Origin of the sequence: Kribbella turkmenica (genome assembly GCF_004348725.1) — a bacterium.
Classification (GTDB): Bacteria; Actinomycetota; Actinomycetes; order Propionibacteriales; family Kribbellaceae; genus Kribbella; species Kribbella turkmenica.
The window spans coordinates 1-23,401 of sequence record NZ_SMKR01000045.1 but is presented as its reverse complement, the minus strand read 5'-3'; the positions used below and the strand labels follow the sequence as shown (position 1 = coordinate 23,401).

Genomic DNA, 23,401 nt, shown 5'->3' with positions numbered 1-23,401 from the left:
ACATCCCCGGAACCGTACCGGACGAGCACGAACACTGGTACCGCGGGGAGGCTAGAGGTCGACCGGCTGCCCCGAGAGCGCCGAGCGCCGCGCGGCGTCGACGATTCGCAGCGTGCGCAGCCCGACCGCGCCGTCCGGCTGCGGTACGACGGCCGGCGTCGTCCCGGCGTTCGCCCGACCGGACTCGCGCACCGCGCCCAGGAAGGTCGCGAGCATCGACACGTCGAAGTTGTCGTGGATCGGCAGGTACGCCTCCCCGGACGGGTCGGTCCCGCTGACGTGCGGCAGGAACGGCTCGATCTCCACCGACCCATTGGTCCCGGTCACCTGCAGGTACACGCCACCCCAGGTCGGACCGTTGTCCGGCACGCTCCACGAGCAGTCGATGGTTGCCAGCAGCCCGTTGTCGTAGTTGATCGTCACCAGGCCGCCGGTCTCGACGTCGACGCCTTTGTCCTGGTGCAGCACGCGGTTCGCCGCGGCGTACACCCGCTTGGGCGAGGCACCGCCGGTCAGGCCGTCGATGAGGTCGGCGCAGTGCACGGTGTGGTCGACAAGCGCTCCCCCACCGGCCAGCTTGGCGTCGGTGAACCACTGCCGGGCGGCATACGGGATCTTCCCGTTGTTCGTGCCCAGTACGGCGAAGACGTCACCGAGCAGACCGGCTTCCACCGAGGCCCGCAGCCGCAGGTACGGCGGCGAGAAGCGCACCGGGTAGGCAACCATCAGGATCGCGCCGGCGGCCTCGCAGGCGGCGATCATGGCCTCGCCGTCGGCGACCTCGGTGGCCAGTGGCTTCTCGCAGAGCACGTGCGCACCGGCCGCCGCGGCTCGCTCGACCAGCTCGCGGTGCAGAGCGTTCTCGCTCGTCACCACGACCGCGTCCGGCCCCCAGGCGAACAGTTCGTCGTACGAGTCGACGTACGGGATGCCCAGCTGGGCGGCGAAGTCGGCTCCGCGCGGACCGGCGTCCGGCGCGGACGCGCCGTCGGGATCGGCGGACAGCACCTCGGCGTCCGGCATGCCACCGAGCAGTGAGGCGTACGACGCCGCGTGCGTGTGCGCGAACGAAGCGAGTGCGATCTTCAGGCTCATGCCGCGGCTCCCGTCGGGTCGAAGTCCTTCATGTCGATCACTCGGCCGGTCTCCATCGAGGCGCGGGCCGCCTCGGCCAGGTCGACCGCGGCCGCACCGTCCGCGGCCTGGACCCTCGGCTCGGGGCCGCCGCGCAACGCCACCGCGAACTCGCGCAACTGCGTGAGGTACGGGCTCTCGCCGAGCGTGTTGGCCGGGATCAGCAGGTCGCCGGCCGGCGCGCCGTCCTGCAACTCCTCGGCGTAGCCGGAGTCGGCGGCGGACGCGTACTTCAGCACACCCGCCGAGCCGGCGACGTCGAACCCGGACTGGAACGTCGTCCCCGCCGCCGCCCAGGTCGCCCGGCAGTGGCTGATCGCGCCGGACTCGTGGGTCAGCGTGACGTGGGCGGCCACATTGACCGGGCTCTGCCCCTCCACGGTCGGCGGGTTCTGGACGGCGTACACGGTACGGACGTCACCGCACAGCCAGCGGGCCTGGTCGAGGTCGTGCACCATCAGGTCCATGATCACGCCGCCGGAGCGGGCGACGTCGCGGTACCAGCCGCCGCCGGCCGGTGACGACGCCTGCCGGAAGAACCGCGCCACCGCGACGTCGCCGATGCGGCCGTCCCGGACCGCTTGCCGAGCGGCGACGTACGCCGGGAAGTAGCGCACCACGTGAGCCGGGTAGACCCGCACGCCGGCGGCGTCGGCCGCCGCGATCACCTCGTGCGAGTCGGCCGCCGTCAGCGTCAGCGGCTTCTCGCAGATCACGTTCCGGCCGGCCTTGATCGCGGCCAGCGTGACCTCCTTGTGGGTGACCGACGGCGTCACCACGTCGACGAACTCCGCGTCGGCGAGGCAGGTGTCGAGAGAGGCCGACACCTCCAGCCCGTAGTGGTCCGCCAGCTCCCCGGCACCCTCGACCGAGTGCACCACGACCCGCGCGCCGAGCGCCTTCCAGGCGCCGACATGCAGGTGTGCGATGTTGCCCGCGCCGATCAGACCAACAGTCAGACCGGCCAGCTCTTGCGACATGTGATCCCCTACTCGGCGCTCGGTGGAGTCCGGTAAATTAGTAACGATCCTTGCGTATCATTGCGCACAGGCGTTCGCAAGCACCGTCTCACGAACATGTCCACCTCCGTTGTCGAGAACCTAGGGCCAACTGTGCAGAATGTGCCGGTGACCGAAGCGACCGCCGCCCCGAGTGCTCTCGACACCGGGCTCACTCTGGGGGCAGTGGTCCAGACCGAGGGCACCACGTTCACGCTCTGGGCCCCGGCCGCCGAGCGGGTCGAGCTCGCGCTGATCGCCGACGACGGCAGCCAGCGGAACATGGATCTGGCCCACACCGGCGAGTTCTGGACCGGCTTCGTCCCCGGAGTGGGCCATGGGCAGCGGTACGGCTACCGCGTGCACGGTCCCTTCGATCCCGCGCACGGCCTGCGGTTCAACCCGTCCAAGCTGCTGCTCGACCCGTACGCGCGTGCCGTCGACGGGACGCTGGACTACTCCAGCCCGCTGATCTACGACTCCTCCGACGGCGACTCGGCCGGCCACGTCCCGGTGGGTGTGGTGGTCGCCGGGTCCGAGCCGCCGCCGCCGATCAGCCGGCCGGTGCACTGGGGCGAGACCGTCATCTACGAGTTGCACACCAAGGGATTCACCAAGCTGCATCCCGACGTACCCGAGCACCAGCGCGGCACCTACGCCGGTCTGGCGCATCCGTCGGTGATCGGCTACCTGGTCGATCTCGGAATCACCTCGGCCGAGTTGTTGCCGATCCACCACTTCCTGACCGAGCCGTCGATCGCGGCCCGTGGCCTGCCGAACTACTGGGGCTACAACAGCCTCGGGTACTTCGCGCCGCACGCGCCGTACTCGTCGTCCGGTTCGCGCGGTGAGCAGGTCGCCGAGTTCAAGGCGATGGTGGCCGCGTTCCATGCCGCCGGCATCGAAGTGATCCTCGACGTGGTCTACAACCACACCGCCGAGGGCGGCTTCGACGGCCCGACGCTGAGTTTCCGCGGCATCGACAACCGGGCGTACTACCGGCTCGGCCACGGCGGCACGATGTACGACGTCACCGGCACCGGCAACTCGGTCAACACCGCGCACCCGCAGGTCCGCAGGCTGATGATGGACTCGCTGCGCTACTGGGTCGAGGAGATGGGCGTCGACGGGTTCCGGTTCGACCTGGCGGTCACGCTGATCCGCAACGAACGGCACGAGGTCGACACCGTCGACCATCCCTTCCTGGCCGAGGTCGCGGCCGACCCGGTGCTCGGCCGGGTGAAGCTGATCTCCGAGCCGTGGGACATCGGCCCGTTCGGCTACCAGGTCGGCAACTTCGGCACGCCCTGGTCGGAGTGGAACGGCAAGTTCCGCGACAGCGTCCGGGACGTCTGGCGGAACTCCTCCGACGGCGTCAAGGACCTCGCCTACCGGCTGTCCGGCTCCAGCGACCTGTACGGCGACGACGGGCGGTACCCGTACGCGTCGATCAACTTCGTCACCGCGCACGACGGCTTCACACTGCGCGACCTGGTCAGCTACGACCACAAGCACAACGAGGCCAACCACGAGGACAACCGGGACGGCACCGACGACAACCGGTCCTGGAACTGCGGGGTCGAGGGCGAGACCGACGACCCGGCTGTGATCGCCCTGCGCAAACGGCAGATGGCGAACCTGATGTCCACGCTGATCCTGTCGACCGGCGTACCGATGCTGACCGCCGGGGACGAGTGCGGCCGGACGCAGCACGGCAACAACAACGCGTACTGCCAGGACAGCGAGATCTCCTGGTTCGACTGGTCGCTGCCGGACGCGTGGTCGGATCACCTCGGGCTGACCAGGAGACTGCTGGCCTTGCGCGCCGCTCATCCGGTGCTGCGGCAGTGGCACTACTTCTCCGGCGAGCCCGTGGTCGAGGGCGGCCGGAAGGACCTGTCCTGGATCGCGCCGCACGGCGGGGAGATGACCGAGGCCGACTGGTACGACGGCAACCTGCGGACGCTCGGGATGTTCCTGGCCGGCGACGCCCTCCGGGCGACCGATGCCGTGGGCAACGCACTGACGGACAGCTCGTTCCTGCTTGCGCTGAACGCGACGGCGGAGACCCGGCAGGTCGTCGTACCGGACGCCTCCTGGGCCCCGGCGTACGAGGTGGTGCTCGACACCAGCAACTCGATGGTCACCGAGGTCGAGGCCGGTGCCACGGTCCCGCTCGCCCCGCGCTGCCTGGTGCTGCTGCGCGCGCTCTGAGGTCGTTAACCTTCCTCCAGTACATTCGTCGGTCACCTGCTGTTCACGTGTGGGGGGACCGATGTTCTTACTCCGCCGCGAGGCCCGCGAACGGACGACGCCGATCGGCGCGCTGCACCGGGCGGTGATGCGCCTCGGGGAGGCTGAACGAGCCAGCTCGCGTCCACTGCAGCGCTGGCTCGACGGAGTCGCGTACGTCGACATCCAGGCCCGGACCTACGCGGATTTCTGGACTCGGCAGAACGCGGCGGCGATCGCGGCCGACGGCCCGCTGTGGGTCGTCCTCGGTGACTCGACGGCGCAGGGGCTCGGCGCGTCGTCTCCGCTGCACGGGTACGTCGGCCAGGTGCTGAACGCCTTGCGGCGCCGGACCGGTCGTCCGTGGCGCGTGGTCAACCTGTCCCGGTCCGGGGCGCAGACCCGGCACGTGCTGGCGGACCAGCTTCCGCTGGTCGACGGGCTCGGTGCCGACCTGGTCACCTGCGGGATCGGCAACAACGACATCCTCGCCACGCCGCCGAAGCGTTTCCGGACACAACTGCGCGCGGTGATCGACCATCTGCCGTCGGCGTCGGTGGTGATGGACCTGACCGTTCCGGACCGGTTCTGGCGGGTCGGCGGCGTGTGCAGCCCGTACGTCACCGGGATCAACCGACTCATCCACACCTGGGCGACCGACCGTGGTCTGCCGGTCGCCCACGTCTCCCGGCACGCCCGCCCGCCGTGGCGCGGCCTGCTCGCCCCCGACAGCTTCCACCCCAACAACCTCGGCTACCGCCACCACGCCGACGCCCTCCTCGCCGCGCTGCGCCCGGAAGTCACTGGCTGAATATTACGGATCCGGATAATCTGGATCCGTGGAAAATGAGTTGTTGCTGGTAATCCTGCAGCGGGCCACACACGTGACGTTGCAGGTGCTGGAGACAGAGCTGGCCGATCTCGGGCTGACAGCTTCCGAACTGAACGTGCTGGCGAACCTGGCCGACGATCGCGAGCGGACGGTGTCCGAGCTGGGGGTCGCGGCCGGAGTACGGCCGACGACGCTGACCGGCGTACTGGATCGGCTGGAGCGGAAGGGGCACATCACGCGGGCGCCGCGGCCGGGTGATCGGCGAGCGGTGCAGATCTCGCTGACCGCGCTCGGTGTGCAGGGCGCCGGCCGGGTGCAGCGGGCCTTCGCGGAGGTGGAGAAGCGGGCACTGGCCGGGGTTCCGGCGAGCTCGGTGAAGCAGGCACGACGGGTGCTGACGGCGCTGGGGGCGGTATGAGTACGTTCGACGAGTTGATGAGTGAAGTGATGGCGACCGCGGAGCGGTTCGGGCATCGGGAGCACGTGCGGCTGACGTGGCTCGCCGTACGGCGGTGCGGGGCGGCCGGGGCGGTCGAGTTGATCAGTGCGGGGATCCAGCGGACGGCGCGGTATGCCGGGGCGCCGCAGAAGTACAACGCGACGGTGAGCCGGGCGTGGGTGGAGCTGACCGCGTACCACATGGCCGAGGCGCCGGACGACAGCTTCGACGACTTGCTGCGGCGCAATCCCGGGTTGACGGACAAGCGGCTGCTGACGCGGTTCTACCACTCGCGCACATTGGCCTCCCCGGCCGCCCGACGAGGGTGGGTCGAGCCGGACCTGCAGGCGTTCCCGACGTGACCCTTTACCTTGCCCCAAGGGCAAGGGGTTTGATGGTCGGGTGTTGACGATCAGCGAGTTCGGCCGGCGGACCGGGCTCTCACACTAGGCGTTGCGGTCGTACGACGTCTCCGGGCTGCTCCCACCGGCGCAGGTGGATCCGTCGAACGGGTACCGCGGAGGCACTGATCCGGCTGAACCGGTGTTGGGCGGCCGAGGAGGCGGGTGTAGCCCGGGCGGCGTGGATGGCTCTGTACGATCGCGGTTGCCGGGTGCGGGAGTGTGGCGGGGCGGGCGTGGATGGCTTTGTGTAATGGCGGTTGCGGGGTCGGGTGAGTGGGGTCGCGCGGTCCGGATGGCCGGGGCGATGGGGACATCGGCGTCAGCGGCACAGCGCGGTGGTTCTCGTCGGCCGATGGGTCTATCGGCCGGTGGGCCTGGTGGAAGCCGGTGGCGGTTTCATCCCAGAATCCCACCAACCACAGGCAGGCCCCTCACCGCATTCACCCCGGTCACTCGACCACTCGGGTGAGCTGCTCCGGGGATAGCTGCGTCCTGCCCTGGCACACTCCCGCAGCCGGAGCCGCGACACCACGGTCGCCTCACTGCAGGGCAATGACAACTAGTGCCGCGTCCAGAAACGTTGAGGTCGTAACCCGCGTTGGCTGCAGTTCGACAGGACGTATGCGCCCACTGCCCACGACGCACGCCTGAGCAGACCAGCAATCCGGCTCGATCGCCGGACACCTCCTGTCGAACTGCAGACATCAGCCCGGATCCCCCAACCGTGGACGGCAATGGGGACTGGGGACAGCTGACAAGATGCCCCAGTCCCCATCAGGTGGCGGAGGATCAGCGCAGGCACCCAGCACGCGACCACGCTCGTCAACAGTTACGACCCCAACGTTTCCGGGCGAGGCACTAGCACCGTCACGCAACCGCGAGTACCAAGCTTGCCCAGGCCACCGACCAGTACGTCGATCGTGGTACGCCGAATGCCTCCAGCCGGCCGACGCGGCGCCGTGCCCGCCTCCCTCAGGATCGGTAGGTAGTTGATCCGAGCTGACGGGAGAAGGAGATGAGTGGCGCGACGTTGAACGCCGGTACGGGTGTGAAGCCGTGGCGGCTGGGAGCGAGGACACGGAAGGCCGTGCTGGTGCTGCACATCGCGTCTGTCGGGTCGTGGCTCGGTATCGACGTGGTGATGGCGGTGCTGACGTTCACCGCGCTGGGCACCGACGACCAGAGCACGAAGGTGCTGTGCTTCCGGGTGCTCGAACTGGTGACGGTGTGGCCGATGACGGTATCCGGGCTGATGTGTCTGGTCACCGGCGTACTCCTGGCGATGGGCAGCAAGTACGGCCTGACGAAGTACTGGTGGGTCGTCGTGAAGCTGGTCCTCAACCTGCTGCTGAGCACGCTTGTGCTGATGTCGCTGCGACCCGGTGTGGCCGAGATCGCCGACCGCGCCGAGGCCAACGACCTCGACATCCCGCTGGGCGACATGATCTACCCACCGATCGTGTCACCGACCCTGCTGATGTTCGCGGTGGTGCTGTCGGTCTTCAAGCCGTGGGGACTGCTCCGCAAGAAGAAGCGGTGACACGAAGGGCCCCGCCTGGTGAGGCAGGCGGGGCCTTCGGGTCAGAACTCGGAGCCGGCGGGGAGGTCCGGGGTGGACGGGTCCTCCGGGTCGGAGGGGCCGGCGGCCAGGCCCAGCTCGGCAGGGGATGCGAGGCCCGCGTGCTTCGGGACGACGCGGACGGTGTAGCCGAACGGGCCGGTGCGGTCGAGCTTCAGCTCGCCCTCGTACCGGTGGCGGTTGCCCTCGTAGGTCTCCGCCAGCGACAGCGACGCCCGGACCGGGTCCGTGATCTCGTCGTTGGAGTCGACCCGCCCGTGCAGCACCTCGACGTCGATGTCGTCCGGCCGCAGGTCGCCGAGGGCCGCGAACGTACGGATGCCGACGTTCGTCCCCAGCTGTGGTATGTCGCCCAGGCCCTGGAGCTCGACGTGGTCGACCCGGATCTGCGACCAGGCCGCCCGGACCTTCTTCTTCCACGCGGCCAGCTCGCGCGCACCGTCGTACGTCGAGTTCAGCGAGCGCGACGACTGCGCGGCCGGCACGTACAGCCGCTCGACGTAGTCGCGGACCATCCGGGTGGCGAGCACCTTCGGGCCGAGCTCCTTGATCGTGTGCCGCAGCATCTCGATCCACCGGCCGGGCACGTCACCGTCGTAGAACCGCGGCGCCACCTGCTTCTCGATCAGGTCGTACAGCGCGTGCGCCTCGAGGTCGTCGCGCCGGTCGGTGTCCTCGATGCCCTCGGCGGACGGGATCGCCCAGCCGAACTCGTCGTCGTACCACTCGTCCCACCAGCCGTCGCGGATGGACAGGTTGAGCGCACCGTTCAGCGCCGCCTTCATCCCGGACGTGCCGCAGGCCTCGTACGGGCGGAGCGGGTTGTTCAGCCAGACGTCGCAGCCCGGGTACATCGGCTGCGCGAGCGCGATGTCGTAGTCGGGCACGAACACGATCCGGTGCCGGATCTCCGGGTCGTCGGCGAACCGGACCATCTCCTGGATGAGCTTCTTGCCGCCCTCGTCGTGCGGGTGCGCCTTGCCGGCGATGACGATCTGGACCGGCCGCTGCGGGTGCAGCAGCAGCGCCTTCAACCGGGCCGGGTCGCGCAGCATGAGCGTGAGCCGCTTGTACGACGGGACCCGCCGGGCGAAGCCCATCGTCAGCACGTCCGGGTCGAGGATCGAGTCGACCCAGCCGAGCTCGGCCTCGCTGGCGCCGCGGTTCAGCCAGGACTGCCGGACCCGGGTCCGGGTGTCGTCGATGAACCGCTGCCGCAGGATCCGCTTGGTCTCCCAGATCTGCGCGTCGGTGGTCTTGTCGAGCCCGGCGAAGATGCCGTCGCCATCGAACGACGCCGCGTCGGTGTCGGTGGCCGCGAGGGTCAGGTCGTTGATCTCCCGCGCGACCCAGGTCGGCGCGTGCACCCCGTTGGTGATCGAGGTGATCGGTACGTCGGTCGCGTCGAAGCTCGGCCACAGCCCGGAGAACATCCCCCGGCTGACGACGCCGTGCAGCTTGGACACGCCGTTGGCCCGCTGCGCCAGCCGCAGGCCCATGATCGCCATGTTGAAGACGCCGGGGTCGCCGCCCTCGAAGTCCTCGGCGCCGAGCTCGAGGATCCGGTCGACCGGCACGCCCTCGCCGAACGCGTCCGGGGAGAAGTGCTGCTGGATCAGCTCCACCGGGAACCGGTCGATACCGGCCGGCACCGGCGTGTGGGTGGTGAACACGGTGCCGCCGCGGGCGACCTCGAGCGCGGTGTCGAAGTCGAGGTCCTGGCCGGTGGCCAGCTCGCGGATCCGCTCGATCCCGAGGAAGCCGGCGTGCCCCTCGTTGGTGTGGAACACCTCGGGGGCCGGGTGGCCGGTGATCCGGCAGTACTCGCGGACCGCGCGGACACCGCCGACGCCGAGGAGCAGCTCCTGGAGCAGCCGGTGCTCGGTGGAACCGCCGTACAGCCGGTCGGTCACCTCGCGCTCGGCGGGCTCGTTGCCCTCCATGTCGGAGTCCAGCATGAGCAACGGCACCCGGCCGACCTGCGCGACCCAGATCTGGGCGTGCAGCTGCCGGTTGCCGGGCAGGGTCAATGTCACAGTCGCAGGTTCGGCATTCGACTCGGCACCGTCACGGAGCAGGCTGATCGGCAGCCCGTCCGGGTCCACCAGCGGGTAGCGCTCCTGCTGCCAGCCCTCGCGGTTCAGCGACTGGGCGAAGTACCCGTGCCGGTAGAGCAACCCGACCCCGATCAGCGGCACGGCGAGGTCGCTGGCCGCCTTCAGGTGGTCGCCGGCCAGGATGCCCAGGCCGCCGGAGTACTGCGGCAGCACGTGGGTGATGCCGAACTCCGGGGAGAAGTAGGCCACCGAGCTGACCGGCGAACCGGCGTCGGTCTGGAACCAGCGGTCGTCGGACACGTAGCCGTTCAGGTCGGCTACGGCCAGCTCCAGCCGGCGCAGGAAGGCTTGGTCGTTGGCCAGCTCGTCGAGCCGGGCCGCCGGGACCTCGCCGAGAAGCTTGACCGGGTCACCGCCGGTGCTCCGCCACAGCTGCGGGTCGACCGCCTCGAAGACGTCCTGCGTCTCCGGGTGCCAGGCCCAGCGGAGGTTGTTCACCAGGGTGCCCAGGCCGGTCAGCTGCTCGGGCAGGACAGGGCGGACGGAGAATCGTCGTATCGCTCGCACCGGGACACCGTACAAGCCCCGGGCCACCGGAGCACCCTCGGCATGCATCGATCTTGCAACGCGAGCAAGATTTTGCAGACCTTTTTCGGTGGGTGGTCGCCGATGTTCCATGGTGTGGACCGAACCACCGCCGCTGACCGGGTGGCGGGTGGAAGCGAAATGGCACTGCGTGTCACGTTCGGGGCCGGGGAACCGCTAACGTCAGTGCTGTAGTTCATGTACTGCGCACGACTCCACCCGCCGGATCGCAATCGGCCGGCTGTCACTCTCTGCGAGGGAAGGTTCGTCTACGCCATGACTGGGCGCATCCCGATCACCGACGTCACCCCGACCGTCGACGCCGGAGCGTATCCGGCCAAGGCATCGGTGGGCGAGACGTTCACCATCGCGGCCACGGTCTTCCGCGAGGGCCACGACGCGGTGAACGCGAACGTCGTGCTGACCTCGCCGACCGGGCAGACCAGACGGATGCTGATGACCCCGGTCGGGCAGGGTTCGGACCGGTGGACGGTGGACGTGACCCTGCAGGAGCAGGGCGCGTGGACGTTCGCGGTCGAGGGCTGGAGCGACCCGTACGGCACCTGGCGGCACAACGCCGAGATCAAGGTGCCGGCCGGGCTCGACGTCGACCTGATGTTCGCCGAAGGAGCCGCCTTCTTCGACCGCGCGGCCGCCGGCGTGCCGCCCGCCGTCCGTGCCGACCGGGCGACGTTGAGCGATGCCGCGCAGGCGCTGGCGAACGGCGCGCTGCCGCCCGAGGCCCGGCTGGCCGCGGGCATCTCGCCGCAGGTCCGGGCCGCGCTCGGGCGGTACCCGGTGCGCGAGCTGATCACGTCCTCCGAGACGTACCCGGTGTGGGTCGACCGGGAGCGGGCGCTGTACGGCAGCTGGTACGAGTTCTTCCCCCGGTCGGAGGGTGCGAAGTACGACGAGGAGACCGGGCAGTGGAGGTCCGGGACCTTCCGGACGGCGGCCAAGCGGCTGGAAGCGGTTGCCTCGATGGGCTTCGACATCCTTTACGTGCCGCCGATCCACCCGATCGGCCACTCGTTCCGCAAGGGCCCGAACAACACCCTCGACCCGAAGCCCGGTGATCCCGGGTCGCCGTGGGCGATCGGCTCCGAGGAGGGCGGGCACGACGCGATCCACCCGGAGCTCGGCACCTTCGAGGACTTCGACTTCTTCGTCGGCCGGGCCCGTGAGCTCGGGCTCGAGGTCGCCATCGACCTGGCGCTGCAGGCCTCCCCGGACCATCCGTGGGTGACCGAGCACCCGAAGTGGTTCAGCGTCCGCGCGGACGGCTCGATCGCGTACGCCGAGAACCCGCCGAAGAAGTACCAGGACATCTACCCGATCAACTTCGACAACGACCCCGAAGGCATCTACGCCGAGGTGCTGCGGATCGTCCGGCTGTGGATCTCGCACGGGGTGACCGTGTTCAGGGTCGACAACCCGCACACCAAGCCGGTGAACTTCTGGGAGTACCTGCTCGGCGAGATCCGCAAGACCGACCCGGACGTGGTGTTCCTGTCCGAGGCGTTCACCCGGCGGCCGATGATGCGGCAGCTGGCCAAGGTCGGCTTCCACCAGTCGTACACGTACTTCACCTGGCGCAACGAGAAGTGGGAGCTGGAGGAGTACCTGCAGGAGCTGACCACGGAGACCGCGCACTTCCTCCGGCCGAACTTCTTCGTCAACACCCCGGACATCCTGACCGCCTACCTGCAGTACGGCGGTCCGGGCGCGTTCAAGATCCGGGCGGCGATCGCGTCGACGTCGTCACCGACCTGGGGCGTGTACGCCGGGTACGAGTTGTTCGAGCACGTCGCGCTCCGGCCGGGCTCGGAGGAGTACCTGGACACCGAGAAGTTCCAGTTCCGGCCGCGGGACTGGGAGGCCGCCGAGGCCGAGGGACGCTCGCTGGCGCCGTACCTGACGCTGCTGAACAACATCCGCCGCCGGCACCCGGCCCTGCAGCAGCTGCGCAACCTCTCGCTGCACACGGTCGAGGACGAGGCGATCATGTGCTACTCGAAGCGGATCACCGGGCCGGACGGGCACAGCGACACCGTCATCGTGGTGGTGAACACGGACCCGCACTCGGTCCGCGAGTCGATGGTCCACCTCGACATGGCCGCGCTCGGCATGCGTCCCGAGGACAGCTTCACCGTGTACGACGAGATCAGCGGCGCGACCTGGCGCTGGGGCCAGCAGAACTACATCAAGCTCGACCCGAACGGCGAGCCGGCCCACATCCTCGCCGTCCGCCGCGGCCAGGCCTGATCCGCACCACCTGATGGCAGGATCCGGCCACCCGCCGGATCCTGCCCCCGCGGTTTCCTAGCATCAGGCCGTATGGTCCGCCGTCTCATCGCCCTGTGCGCAGCCGCCGCGCTCGCCATCGCCGCAGGATGCTCGGGCGACGACCCGACCGCCGGCCGGATCCCGGCCCCGACCGCCTCGGCCACTCCGACGCCGAGCTCCATCATTCACACCGCGCCCAGCCGGGCCACCCCGACCACTCCCCCGCGCGTGGAGCCCGAGGTGGCCTGCGGCGGCAACCCGTTCGACCCGAAGAAGCTGCGGGCCTACAACCCGGACGGGCCGGCCTATGCCGGCCGGAGCATCCACCTGTCCGAGCTCGTGAACCTCGACTTCGCCGACATCTACACCGAACTTCCTCGCGAGTGGAACGCGAAGCTCACGTCCACCCCGGGTGCGGTGCAGTTGCTGATCTGCGAGTGGCGCGACGAGACCTACCGCTCCAGGACGGTCGACACCTGCGACTACGAGTCCACCGACGACTCCAGGCCGACGGCGGAGTTGGTGTCGGCGCGCTACCGGTACCGCGTGTTCGAAGCGAAGACAGCGCGGCAGATCACCACCTTCACCCTGCAGGGTTCACTGAACGGCTGTCCCGCGTCCACGGCCGGTGGCGTCAGTGACAAGTACTACCAACGCGTCGACTCCGCCGACCTCGCGGCCAGGTTGAAGCCGTTCGTCGTGGGGCCGGCCCGGCGTTAGAGGGGAACGGTCTGCGGGTACTTCAGGCCGAGTCCGGTGTTCAGGGCGACAACCTGGTCGCCGGCGTGGATCCAGCCGCTCTCCCGCAGGCGCCGGGCGGCGGCGAAGGTGGCGGCACCCTCGGGGCAGACGAAGGCGCCCTCGAGCTCGGCCAGCCGGCGCTGCTCCGCCAGGATGGTCTCGTCGCCGACGGCGACGGCGGTGCCGCCGGTGTCCGCGATCGCCCGCAGGACGAGGAAATCGCCGAGCGCCCTGGGCACGGTGATGCCGAAGGCAACGGTCTGCGCGTCCGGCCACGGCTCGCTCTCGGGCAGGCCCTGCTCGTAGGCCTGGACGATCGGCGCGCACCCGGTCGACTGGACGGCGACCAGCCGCGGCAGCGGTCCGTCGATCCAGCCGAGCTCGCGCAACTCGAGCAGCGCCTTCCAGATGCCGATGATCCCGACGCCGCCGCCGGTCGGGTAGACGATGACGTCGGGCAGCCGCCAGCCGAGCTGCTCGGCGATCTCCAGTCCCATCGTCTTCTTGCCCTCGATCCGGTACGGCTCCTTCAGCGTGGAGACGTCGAAGTACCCCTCCTGCTCCCGGACGTACGCCGCCGCGTCACCGATCAGCCCGTCGACCAGGTGCAGCCGCGCGCCGACGACCTTCACCTCGCGCCGGCAGATCTCCGGCGCCGCGACGGGCATCGCGACCAACGCTTCGAGCCCGGCGCGGGCGGCGTACGCGGCCCAGGCGGAGCCGGCGTTCCCGTTGGTCGGCATCGCGATCCGCCGGACGCCGACCTCGTACGCCCGGGACACCCCGACGGCCGCGCCGCGCGCCTTGAACGTGCCGGTCGGGATCAGCCCTTCGTCCTTCATCAGCAGCCGGTCGACGCCGATCTCCCGGCCGTAGCGCGGCAACGGAAGCAGCGGCGTCATCCCCTCCCCCAGGGTCACCACGTTCTCCGGCGCGCGCACCGGCAGCAGCTCGTGGTACCGCCACAGGTCCGGCGGCCGCGCGGCCAACTCGTCCTTCGTCAACTTCACCGCGGGTACGTCGTACCGCGCCAGCAGAGGTGATCCGCACGGGCACAGTCCGATCACCTGGTCGGGGTCGTGGGTCAGCCCGCACTTAGGGCACTCGAGCCGGCTCAGCGCTGAGAAGGTCACACCTGGTGAACCTACCCGGCGCGCAGGTTGGTGACGGTCGGGCGCTGGTGGTCGGTGAGCCGGAAGCCGGTGCCGCGGACCGCGTCGATGGTGACCGTGGTGCCGAGGTCGTCGAGTTTGCGGCGGAGACGCTTGACCACCGAGTGGATGTCGGCGGTGCCGCGCAGGTGCCGGTTGCGCCAGACGGTCTGGTGCAGGGCGTCGTACGTCCAGATCCGCAGCGGCGCGGACATCAGCCGGGTGAGCAGGTCGTGCTCGAGCTCGGTCAGCTGGACCTCCTGGTCGCGCCACCGGGCGACCGACCGGACCCGGTCGATCGTGAGCACGCCGGCGTCGGGCTCACCGGCGGACACCCTCTCGGCGGTCGCGTCGACCTCCGCGGGCTCCGGCGACTCGGGCTGTTCGGGGACCGGCGGTGGTTGCTCGCCGGTCGCCAGCAGCCGGCGGAGCTCTTCGAGACTGGAGACGAGCAGCAGTGGCGCGACGTCGTCGACGCGCTCGGCGAGCCGGACACGGTCCTCCGGTGAGGCCGCGACCGCGATCAGCAGCGGGAACGGCGGCCGGTCGGTCGTGGTCAGATCGACGTCCAGAGGGGCGGGGACACGGGCGGTGACCATCTGATCACGATGTCAACCTCTGCCTCGGATCGTCAACGAACTGCCAACCTTTGACCACCTTGCCTTGATCGGTGCAACGGCTAGTCACATCTTGCTCACGAAGTGTGCTTGTTACCACGTTGTTCTGACACATAAGGTCCACGACAGGCTCGCGGTGTCACATGTCGCGACCTGGGGGGCACGCAGCGTTCGCTCACCGGTTCATCCGCCCGATGACGGCACCGCGAACCCGGCCTGCACCTCTGCACCAGATGACTCGGGGGAGTCAACTCGGGGTTGTCCACAGTGAGGGGCTGCAGAGATGTCACACGGAAGACGAAGGGGGCTCGCCAGATCGCTGGTGAGTGCCCTGGCGACGGTGGCAGTCGTCGCGACCGGGATGGCCGTCGCCGGCCAGGCCCAGGCCGCGCCACCCACCAAGCCCGACGCCACCCCGGCGAGCAAGATCAAGCCGGAACTGATGGCAAAACTGGACGGCAAGGACGCCAAGGAGGCGACGGACTACTGGGTCCGGTTCTCCGCCAAGGCCGACTTGAGCGCCGCCCGCGGGATCACCGACTGGAACGAGCGCGGCACGGCCGTCGCCGCGGCGCTGAAGAAGACCGCCGCCGCCAGCCAGGCGAAGGTCCGGGCCGAACTGGACGCGCAGAAGGTGAGCTACCAGGCCTTCTGGGGTACCAACGCGATCCGGATCACCAGCGGCACGCTCGCGCTGGCCCAGAACCTGGCCAACCATGCCGAGGTCGAGGGTCTCTACAACCCGGTCGCCGTCGAGGTGCCGAAGGTCACCCCGGGCGAGCAGGCGCACGAGATCAACGCCGTCGAGTGGGGTATCGCGAACATCAACGCCGACGACGTCTGGTCGCAGTACGGCGCCAAGGGCGCGGGCATCGTGATCGCCAACATCGACACCGGGGTGCAGTACGACCACCCGGCGCTGGTGAACTCGTACCGCGGCAACAACGGCGACGGCACGTTCGACCACAACTACAACTGGTTCGACGCGGCCGGCACTTCGCCGACCGCTCCGTCCGACGGCAACGGCCACGGCACCCACACGATGGGTACCATGGCCGGCGACGACGGCGCGGGCAACCAGATCGGCGTCGCGCCGGCGGTCAAGTGGATCGCAGCGAACGGCTGCTGCCCGAGCGACGCCGCGCTGATCGCGTCCGGCGAGTGGATGCTCGAGCCGACCGATTTGAACGGCCAGAACCCGGACGCGAGCAAGCGGCCGAACATCATCAACAACTCCTGGGGCTCGACGCAGCCGTCGAACGACCCGTTCATGGAGGACATCACCAACGCCTGGAAGGCGTCGGGCATGTTCGGTGCCTGGGCGAACGGCAACAGCGGTTCGCTGGGCTGCCAGAGCAGCGGTTCGCCGGGCTCCCTGACGAGCAACTACTCGGCGGGTGCCTACGACATCAACAACAACATCGCGTCGTTCTCCGGCCGGGGTGTCGGCCAGAACGGCACGATCAAGCCGAACATCTCGGCCCCCGGCGTCAACGTCCGGTCCAGCGTGCCGGGCAGCAGCTACGCGAGCTTCAACGGCACGTCGATGGCCGCACCGCACCTCGCGGGCGCCGTTGCCTTGGTCTGGGCCGCCTCGCCGGTACTCAAGGGTGACGTCGACGCGACCCGCGCGCTGCTGAACGGGACCGCGATCGACAAGGCCGACAGCCAATGCGGTGGAACGACGGAGAACAACAACGTCTACGGCCAGGGCCGCCTGGACGCCCTGGCGCTGCTGAACGCCGCTCCCATCGGTGAGACCGGCACGCTCGCCGGCACGGTCACCGCGGCGACCGGCGGCACCCCGCTGGCCGGCGCGAGCGTGACGGTGAAGGCCGCCGGTCAGCCCGACCGGGTCCTCACCACCACCGGCACCGGTGCGTTCTCGTCCGTGCTGCCGGCCGGCAGCTACGACCTGACCGTGGCGTCGTTCGGGTACAAGACCCAGACCGACACCGCGACCATCACCACCGGCGCGACCACCACGAAGAACTACGCGCTGGAGAGCGCTCCGCAGGTCAACGTCGGCGGCACCATCTCGGACGGCTCCGGTCACGGCTGGCCGCTGTACGCGAAGGTGAGCGTCGAGGGACCGGGCGGTGTGTTCGACTACACGACGCCGACCAACGGCCGCTTCAGCCTGAAGGTGCCCTCCAACGCGGCGTACTCGCTGAAGATCGAGTCGCAGTATCCGGGCTACCAGACGGTCAGCGAGCCGATCACCGTCGGCGCCGGCAACCTGACCAAGAACGTCGCGGTCCCGGTCCGCACCGACGCCTGCGCCACCGCGCCGGGCTACCGGTACGGTTCGGACGGCGTCTACGAGACGTTCGACTCCGGTGACAAGCCGGGCAACTGGACTGTCGTCGACACCAAGGGCAACGGCCAGGTCTGGCAGTTCAACGACCCGGGCAACCGGGGCAACCTCGCCGGTGGCACCGGCGGGTTCGCGGTCATCGACAGCGACGAGTACGGCCCCGGCGGGTCGCAGGACACCTCGCTGGTCAGCCCGGTCGTTGACCTGAGCGCGGTCACCGCTCCGGTGATCCGGTTCAACCAGGACCTCAACTACCTCAGCGGCGAGAAGGCCGACGTGGACCTGTCGATCGACGGCGGGGCCACCTGGACCAACGTGCTCACCCAGGCGGCGGACGTCCGCGGTGTCAAGGAGATCGCGATTCCGCAGGCGGCCGGCAAGTCGGAGGTGCAGGTCCGGTTCCACTACTACGACGCGTCGTACGAGTGGTGGTGGATCGTCGACAGCGTGCTGATCGGCAGCCAGATCACCTGTGAGCCGACCGGCGGCGGCATCGTCACCGGCAACGTCAAGGACGCCAACACGAACGGGTTCGTGAACGGCGCGGTCGTCAGCCGCGACGGCAACGCCGCCGAGGCCGGCACCACCGTCGCGACGCCCGAGGACACCGGTCTGGCGGACGGCTTCTACTGGCTGTACTCCTCGGAGTCCGGGCCGCAGGGCTTCACCGCGAAGGCCGGCAACTACGTCAGCTCGCAGCAGAGCGTGGACGTGGAGGCCGACTGGAGCACCACCGCCAACTACACCCTGGCGGCCGGCAAGCTGGCCGTCACCCCGGGCAGCATCACCGGCAACCTGAGGCTGCCCACCGGCAAGGTGACCAAGTCGTTCACCGTGACCAACACCGGCGGTGCGCCGGTCGAGGTGAAGTTCGGTGAGCGCGACGGCGGCTTCGTGCTGCAGAACGCGAACGGCACCACCACCACCAAGACCCAGGTGCTGAACAGCGCCGGTGCCCCGCTGCAGCGGCTCGAGGTGCCCACCTCGTTCGCGAACAAGCTGTCGGGCAAGACGGCCGGTACGCCGGCCGCCGCGAAGCCGCTCGCGGCTCCGTGGACCGACATCGCCGACTACCCGTCGACCGTGATGGACAACCGGGTGGTCAACCTCGACGGCAAGATCTACTCGATTGCCGGTGGCAACGGTAGCGCGTCGACCGGGAACAGCTACGCGTACGACCCGGCGACGCTGGCGTGGACCGCCATCGCACCGCTGCCGGGTGCTCGCAACGCCATCACCGTCGGCGTCGTGGGCGGCAAGATCATCGCCAGCTCCGGTTGGGGTTCCTCCGGTCCGGCCGCGGAGACCTGGTCCTACGACCCGGCCACCAACGCGTGGTCGTCGGTGGCCGCCAACCCGGCGCCGCGGGCCGCGGCCGGTCAGGCCGTCGTCGACGGCAAGCTGTACGCCGTCGGTGGCTGCACGACCTCCGCCTGCACCCCGATGAGCAACACCGTCGTCCGCTACGACGCGGCGGCGAACAGCTGGGAGACCCTGGCGAACTACCCGAAGTCGGTCGCGTTCGCGTCCTGCGGCGCCATCGACGGCAAGCTGTACTGCGCCGGCGGCAACGACGGCGCGAGCTCGCTGAAGTCGGCCTACGTGTTCGACCCGTCGGGCAACACCTGGACCGCGGTCGCGGACGCGCCGGCGGACCACTGGGCGGGCTCGTACGCCGTCGCCGGCGGCAAGCTGCTGGTCGTCGGCGGTGTCCAGGCCGGCGCGGTCACCAACGCCGGTATGGCCTACGACCCGGCCGCCGACTCCTGGTCGGCCCTGCCGAACGCCAACCTGCCGCGGTACCGCGGTGGTGCGGCCTGCGGCTTCTACAAGGTCGGCGGTTCTTCCGGTGGCTTCAACGCCACGGTGGACAGCGAGGCCCTGCCGGGTCTCGAGGACTGCGCCGAGTCGTCGGCGGACGTGAGCTGGATGTCGATCGACAAGACCGAGGCCACCCTGGCCCCGGGCGGGTCGACGACGGTCAAGGTCACGCTCACGGCGAACGTCGACCAACCCGGCGCGTACGCCGGGTCGGTCACGATCGGCGAGAACACGCCGTACTCGGTCGACGCGGTCGGGGTGACGATGAACGTCACGCCGCCGAACACCTGGAGCAAGCTGCTGGGCACCGTCACGGGCGTCAGCTCGTCCGGGGCCACCGCCGCCCTCCCGGGTGCGACAGTCCAGGTCGACTCGTGGGCCCAGTCGTACACCTTCATCACCGACAAGGACGGCAAGTACGCGTACTGGCTGGACCGTCGGAACAACCCACTCACCCTGATCGCCGCCAAGGACGGCTACAAGCCCCAGACCCGCACGACCCGCCTGCTCGCAGGCCAACCGGTCACCGAGGACTTCGCACTGAAGTCGATCAGATAGCAGTCAGGTAAGACGCCGGCCCCCGTCCAGCAGGACGGGGGCCGGTTCTGTGCGGTTCAGCTGGTCGGGAAAAGATGGAAGCCCACGCCGCGGACGGCATGGATGGTGACGGTGGCGCCGAGGTCGGCCAGTTTCTGCCGGAGGCGCTTCACCACCGAGTGGATGTGCGATCCGTGGCCCAGGTGCTCGTTGCCCCAGACCGCGTGGTGCAGCCGCTGGTAGGTCCAGACGCGCCCGGGCTCCTCGACCAGGCAGTGCAGGAAGTCGTGCTCCAGCCTGGTCAGCGGCACCTCGCGGTCCTTCCAGCGCACGACCCGGCGGTCCACGTCCAGGTAGAGCTCGGTCTCCGGCGCGGGAACGGCGGCCGCCACCGGGACGGCGGGCACCGACCGCGGGACTGCCTCGATCTGGGCGGGCCGCACACTCACCGTTGCCTGGTCGGCGCCCGGCAGCACGGTCGGCGTCAGCACGACCGGCCCCACCGGCGACGTCATCGCGGTGAGCTCGAGGAAGGTGCGCGCCTGCTCCGCGCTGGACACCAGCAACAGCGCCTCCGCACCGCCCAGCAGCCGGACGAGTTGCACCCGCTCGGCCGTGGAGGTGGCCACCCCGATGATCAACGACGAATCCGACGACCTCTCCATGCGAGTCCCCTCCTGGTCGAACGCCAGGACCAGTACCTTTTACGACGCGAAGTAAGTCAAGGGATTCCCTGCACGTGGAGCTGGCACAAATGCGACCTGTCCGAGACAGGACAGGACATGGGTGCGCCCGGGGCCGCCGCGGGGAACGGCGCGGCGGACCCGGACGCAGTACCGAAGGACCGGCGAGAGGTCAGCCGACCGTCTTGACCGCCGTGATCAGGGTGCCGTCGGCGGTGTCGCCGGACAGCTCCCAGAAGAACGCACCGCCGAGGCCCTGCTGGTTCGCGTACGTCATCTTGCCGCGGATGGTGTCGGGGGTGTCGTACCCCCACCACTGCCCGCTGCAGAACGCGTAGGCCGTCCCGCCGACGGTCCCGGTCGACGGGCAGCGGGTCGAGATCAGCTTGTAGTCCTCGATCCCGGCCTCGTACTTCCCGGGCGCCGCGCCGGTCGCGGAGCCACCGGGAGCGGCCTGGGTGACGCCGGTCCAGCCGCGGCCGTAGAAACCGACGCCGAGCAGCAGCTTGGACGCCGGGATGCCCTTCGACTTCAGCTTCTGGATCGCCGCGTCGCTGTGGAACCCGGCGGTCGGGATCCCGTCGTACGACGTCAGCGGGGAGTGCGGCGCGGTCGGGCCCTGGGCGCTGAACGCCCCGAAGTAGTCGTACGTCATCGGCATCAGCCAGTCGAGCTTGCCGGCCGCGGCCGCGTAGTCGGTGGCGTCGATCTTGCCGCCGTCGGTGCCGTCGGCGGTGATCGCGGCGGTCACCAGCGCGGACGATCCGAACGTGTTGCGCAACGCCGTGACCACCTTGTCGAAGGCGTTCGGCCCGGAGGTGTCACACGTCAGCCCACAGGCGTTCGGGTACTCCCAGTCGATGTCGATCCCGTCGAAGACGTCGGCCCAGCGCGGGTCCTCGACCAGGGCGTGGCAGGAGTCGGCGAAGGCGGCCGGGTTCTTCGCCGCCTCGGTGAAGCCGCCGGACCAGGTCCAGCCGCCGAACGACCAGACCACCTTGAGGTTCGGGAACTCCTTCTTCAGCTTGCGCAACTGGTTGAAGTTGCCGCGGAGCGCGCCGGTGTCCCACGTGTCGGCGACACCGTCCACCGACGAGGCCGCGTCGTAGAACTTGTCGTACGCCGCGTAGGAGTCGCCGACCGCGCACCGGCCGCCCGCGGTGTTGCCGAACGCGTAGACGATCGTGGTCAGCTTCGGCGCCGAGCCACTCATCTTGATGTTCTTGACGTGGTAGTTGCGGTCGTAGACACCCCACTCGGTGAAGTAGCCGACGACGTGCTTGCCGGCCGCGGGTGCTTCCTGCTGCGCGGACGTGTCCTGTGCGGCGGGCTGGGCGGCGGTGGCCGCGGGTATCAGGGCGGCGCCCAGCAGGGTGACGGCCGCCGCAACGGCCAGAACTCGGATTCTCATGGTGGTACCTCCTGGGGGCGGAGAGGAACTGCCCGCACCCTACCGAGCACGTCCAGTTAAGAAAAGGAGGAACCCGAATAAAAATGTTCTCGTGATCATCGCGCCGCTCCCCGGACCGGTGTGCAGACCGGGCGCGCGGCGGAGTAAGGTCCACGCGCACGGTCACTCTCGACCGCATCCGACGGAGGAACAGTGTCCGGACTCGTTCGGCGGCCGGTCGTCGTCTGGCTGCTTGCGGCCCTCGCCGTACCCGTGCTGCTGACGGCTGTACTCATCCCGGCCAGGGCAGGCACCACCGAGGAGGAAATCCGGGACCGCTCGATCGCGGCTCTGCAGGCCCGCGGGATCAGCGGCGCCGAGGTCGACGTGGACGGTCGCGACGCGAAGGTCGCCGTTCCGGCCGGGGTCGATCCCGGGGTGGCCGAACAGGTCGTGGCCGGCGTCGATGGCGTCCGCGCGGTCCGGGTCGAGGGCGGCACGCCATCGGCCGCGCCGACCGCGGGAACGGCCGCGGAACCGGCGGTCGCGCCGTTCGAGGTCGGCCGGACCAGCAACTCGATCCGGGTCCGGGCCGCGGTCAGGGACCAGCAGGTCAAGGACGCGATCGCCGCCCAGGTCGACAAGGTGCTCGGCGAGGAGCGCGAGCTCGACGACCGGATCACCATCGACGCGGCCATTGGCCTGCCCGACGCGGCCACCGTCGCCGCGCTGATCCAAGCGCTCGCGATCGGCACCGGCGACGCCTCGGTGCGCTACGACGGCACGACGGTCACGCTGACCGGGAAGGTGCCCGACCAGGCGACCAAGGCCACCGTCGCCCGGGCGGCGGCGAAGGCGGTCCCGGGTGCGGTGGTCGCCGACCAGCTGCAGACGCCGGCGCCGCCGAAGCCCGAGATCAGTGAAGCCTGCCGGACGTTCCAGAGCCGGCTGTCGGAGTTCACCCGGCAGTACCCGATCAACTTCCTGTCCGGTACGTCGATCGTCAACGACGCCACCAAGCCGGCGGTCGTCCAGGCCGCGGCGCTGCTGAAGTCGTGCCCGGCGGCCCGCGTCGAGATCGCGGGTCACACCGACGACCTCGGCTCCCCCGCCAGCAGCCTGCCGCTGTCCGAGCGGCGCGCGGCCGCGGTCAAGGCGACGCTCGTCCGGCTCGGCGTCCCCGCCGGGCGACTGCTCGCCCACGGGTACGGCGAGACCTTCCCGATCGCCTCCAACGACACCCCGCAGGGGCGGATCGCGAACCGCCGGGTCGAGCTTCGAGTACTGCAAGGGAATTCATGAGTTGGCTGATCGCTCAGACGTGGATCCTGCTCCTGGTCGCGTTCCTCCTCGGCAGCGCGGCCGCCTGGCTGCTGCACCGGCTGCTGCCGGCGAGAGGAGCACGCCGATGAGCTGGCTGCTGCGACACAACTGGCTCTGGTCCCTGCTCGCCTTCGCCCTCGGCGCCGCAATCACCTGGCTCCTCCTGACCCGCCGCGAACTCCCGCCCCCGGGCGGAGTCGAGGAACCGGTGGAGGAAGAGGAGGAGGTCCTCGTCGGAGCCGCATCCGCGCCGTCGTCCGCAGACGCCGCACCTG

At 69.7% G+C, this 23,401-nt stretch carries 17 protein-coding genes; 10 read left to right on the top strand and 7 right to left on the bottom strand.

All coding sequences use genetic code 11. The features are described from left to right. Positions 1-51 precede the first annotated feature (51 nt). Both E1218_RS12840 and E1218_RS12835 read right to left on the bottom strand, forming a co-directional pair. A complete protein-coding gene (locus E1218_RS12840) occupies positions 52-1,095 on the bottom strand; it encodes a Gfo/Idh/MocA family protein (RefSeq protein WP_132319633.1) in 1,044 nt (347 codons plus the stop codon). Continuing rightward, positions 1,092-2,114: a Gfo/Idh/MocA family protein gene (locus E1218_RS12835; protein WP_132319631.1), complete on the bottom strand. Its 1,023-nt coding sequence runs from the start codon at positions 2,112-2,114 to the stop codon at positions 1,092-1,094. Before E1218_RS12835 ends, E1218_RS12840 begins: the two co-directional genes overlap by 4 nt. A gap of 147 nt (positions 2,115-2,261) precedes the next feature. On the opposite strand from E1218_RS12835, the gene glgX reads away from it, so the two are divergent. The 5 genes from glgX (at position 2,262) to E1218_RS12810 (ending at position 7,579) form a co-directional block, all read left to right on the top strand. Continuing rightward, positions 2,262-4,346, top strand: coding sequence for a glycogen debranching protein GlgX (glgX, locus tag E1218_RS12830; protein WP_233712197.1), 2,085 nt, complete (start codon positions 2,262-2,264; stop codon positions 4,344-4,346). Positions 4,347-4,407: 61 nt separating this feature from the next. Continuing rightward, the gene (locus tag E1218_RS12825; protein WP_132319627.1) at positions 4,408-5,175 is read left to right on the top strand and encodes an SGNH/GDSL hydrolase family protein; all 768 of its coding nucleotides are present in this window, start codon (positions 4,408-4,410) and stop codon (positions 5,173-5,175) included. 28 nt (positions 5,176-5,203) lie between these two features. After that, positions 5,204-5,614, top strand: a complete 411-nt coding sequence (locus tag E1218_RS12820) for a MarR family winged helix-turn-helix transcriptional regulator (protein WP_202865969.1) — start codon at positions 5,204-5,206, stop codon at positions 5,612-5,614. Beyond that, positions 5,611-5,997 (top strand): hypothetical protein, encoded by a 387-nt coding sequence (locus E1218_RS12815; protein WP_202865967.1) that lies wholly within the window; start codon positions 5,611-5,613, stop codon positions 5,995-5,997. The genes E1218_RS12820 and E1218_RS12815 overlap by 4 nt, the downstream gene beginning before the upstream one ends. Positions 5,998-7,054: 1,057 nt before the next feature. Then, complete coding sequence (locus tag E1218_RS12810; RefSeq protein WP_132319625.1) at positions 7,055-7,579, top strand: hypothetical protein; 525 nt, start codon at positions 7,055-7,057, stop codon at positions 7,577-7,579. Between the two features lie 41 nt (positions 7,580-7,620). On the opposite strand, the gene glgP is transcribed toward E1218_RS12810, so the two are convergent. After that, a complete protein-coding gene (gene glgP, locus E1218_RS12805; protein WP_132319623.1) occupies positions 7,621-10,242 on the bottom strand; it encodes an alpha-glucan family phosphorylase in 2,622 nt (873 codons plus the stop codon). Positions 10,243-10,536: 294 nt separating this feature from the next. Between glgP and E1218_RS12800 the strand changes: the two genes are divergently transcribed. Beyond that, positions 10,537-12,525, top strand: coding sequence for an alpha-1,4-glucan--maltose-1-phosphate maltosyltransferase (locus tag E1218_RS12800; RefSeq protein ID WP_132319621.1), 1,989 nt, complete (start codon positions 10,537-10,539; stop codon positions 12,523-12,525). A gap of 72 nt (positions 12,526-12,597) precedes the next feature. Beyond that, the gene (locus tag E1218_RS12795) at positions 12,598-13,266 is read left to right on the top strand and encodes a hypothetical protein (RefSeq protein WP_132319619.1); all 669 of its coding nucleotides are present in this window, start codon (positions 12,598-12,600) and stop codon (positions 13,264-13,266) included. On the opposite strand, the gene E1218_RS12790 is transcribed toward E1218_RS12795, so the two are convergent. Further along, positions 13,263-14,420, bottom strand: coding sequence for a threonine synthase (locus E1218_RS12790; protein ID WP_132319617.1), 1,158 nt, complete (start codon positions 14,418-14,420; stop codon positions 13,263-13,265). The two genes, E1218_RS12795 and E1218_RS12790, sit on opposite strands and share 4 nt — an antisense overlap. Positions 14,421-14,431: 11 nt before the next feature. Further along, a complete protein-coding gene (locus tag E1218_RS12785) occupies positions 14,432-15,037 on the bottom strand; it encodes a winged helix-turn-helix domain-containing protein (protein ID WP_132319615.1) in 606 nt (201 codons plus the stop codon). 358 nt (positions 15,038-15,395) lie between these two features. On the opposite strand from E1218_RS12785, the gene E1218_RS12780 reads away from it, so the two are divergent. Continuing rightward, positions 15,396-19,751, top strand: a complete 4,356-nt coding sequence (locus E1218_RS12780; protein ID WP_233712195.1) for a S8 family serine peptidase — start codon at positions 15,396-15,398, stop codon at positions 19,749-19,751. A gap of 56 nt (positions 19,752-19,807) precedes the next feature. On the opposite strand, the gene E1218_RS12775 is transcribed toward E1218_RS12780, so the two are convergent. Both E1218_RS12775 and E1218_RS12770 read right to left on the bottom strand, forming a co-directional pair. Beyond that, entirely contained in the window at positions 19,808-20,395 is a 588-nt protein-coding gene (locus tag E1218_RS12775) for a winged helix-turn-helix domain-containing protein (RefSeq protein ID WP_132319611.1), read from the bottom strand. Between the two features lie 190 nt (positions 20,396-20,585). Next, positions 20,586-21,824, bottom strand: a complete 1,239-nt coding sequence (locus E1218_RS12770; protein WP_132319609.1) for a glycoside hydrolase family 18 protein — start codon at positions 21,822-21,824, stop codon at positions 20,586-20,588. Between the two features lie 192 nt (positions 21,825-22,016). Between E1218_RS12770 and arfA the strand changes: the two genes are divergently transcribed. Both arfA and E1218_RS12760 read left to right on the top strand, forming a co-directional pair. Next, complete coding sequence (arfA, locus tag E1218_RS12765) at positions 22,017-23,105, top strand: channel-forming protein ArfA/OmpATb (protein ID WP_132319607.1); 1,089 nt, start codon at positions 22,017-22,019, stop codon at positions 23,103-23,105. Positions 23,106-23,211: 106 nt separating this feature from the next. After that, the coding region (locus tag E1218_RS12760; protein ID WP_233712194.1) for a hypothetical protein at positions 23,212-23,401 on the top strand (190 nt) is incomplete at its 3' end.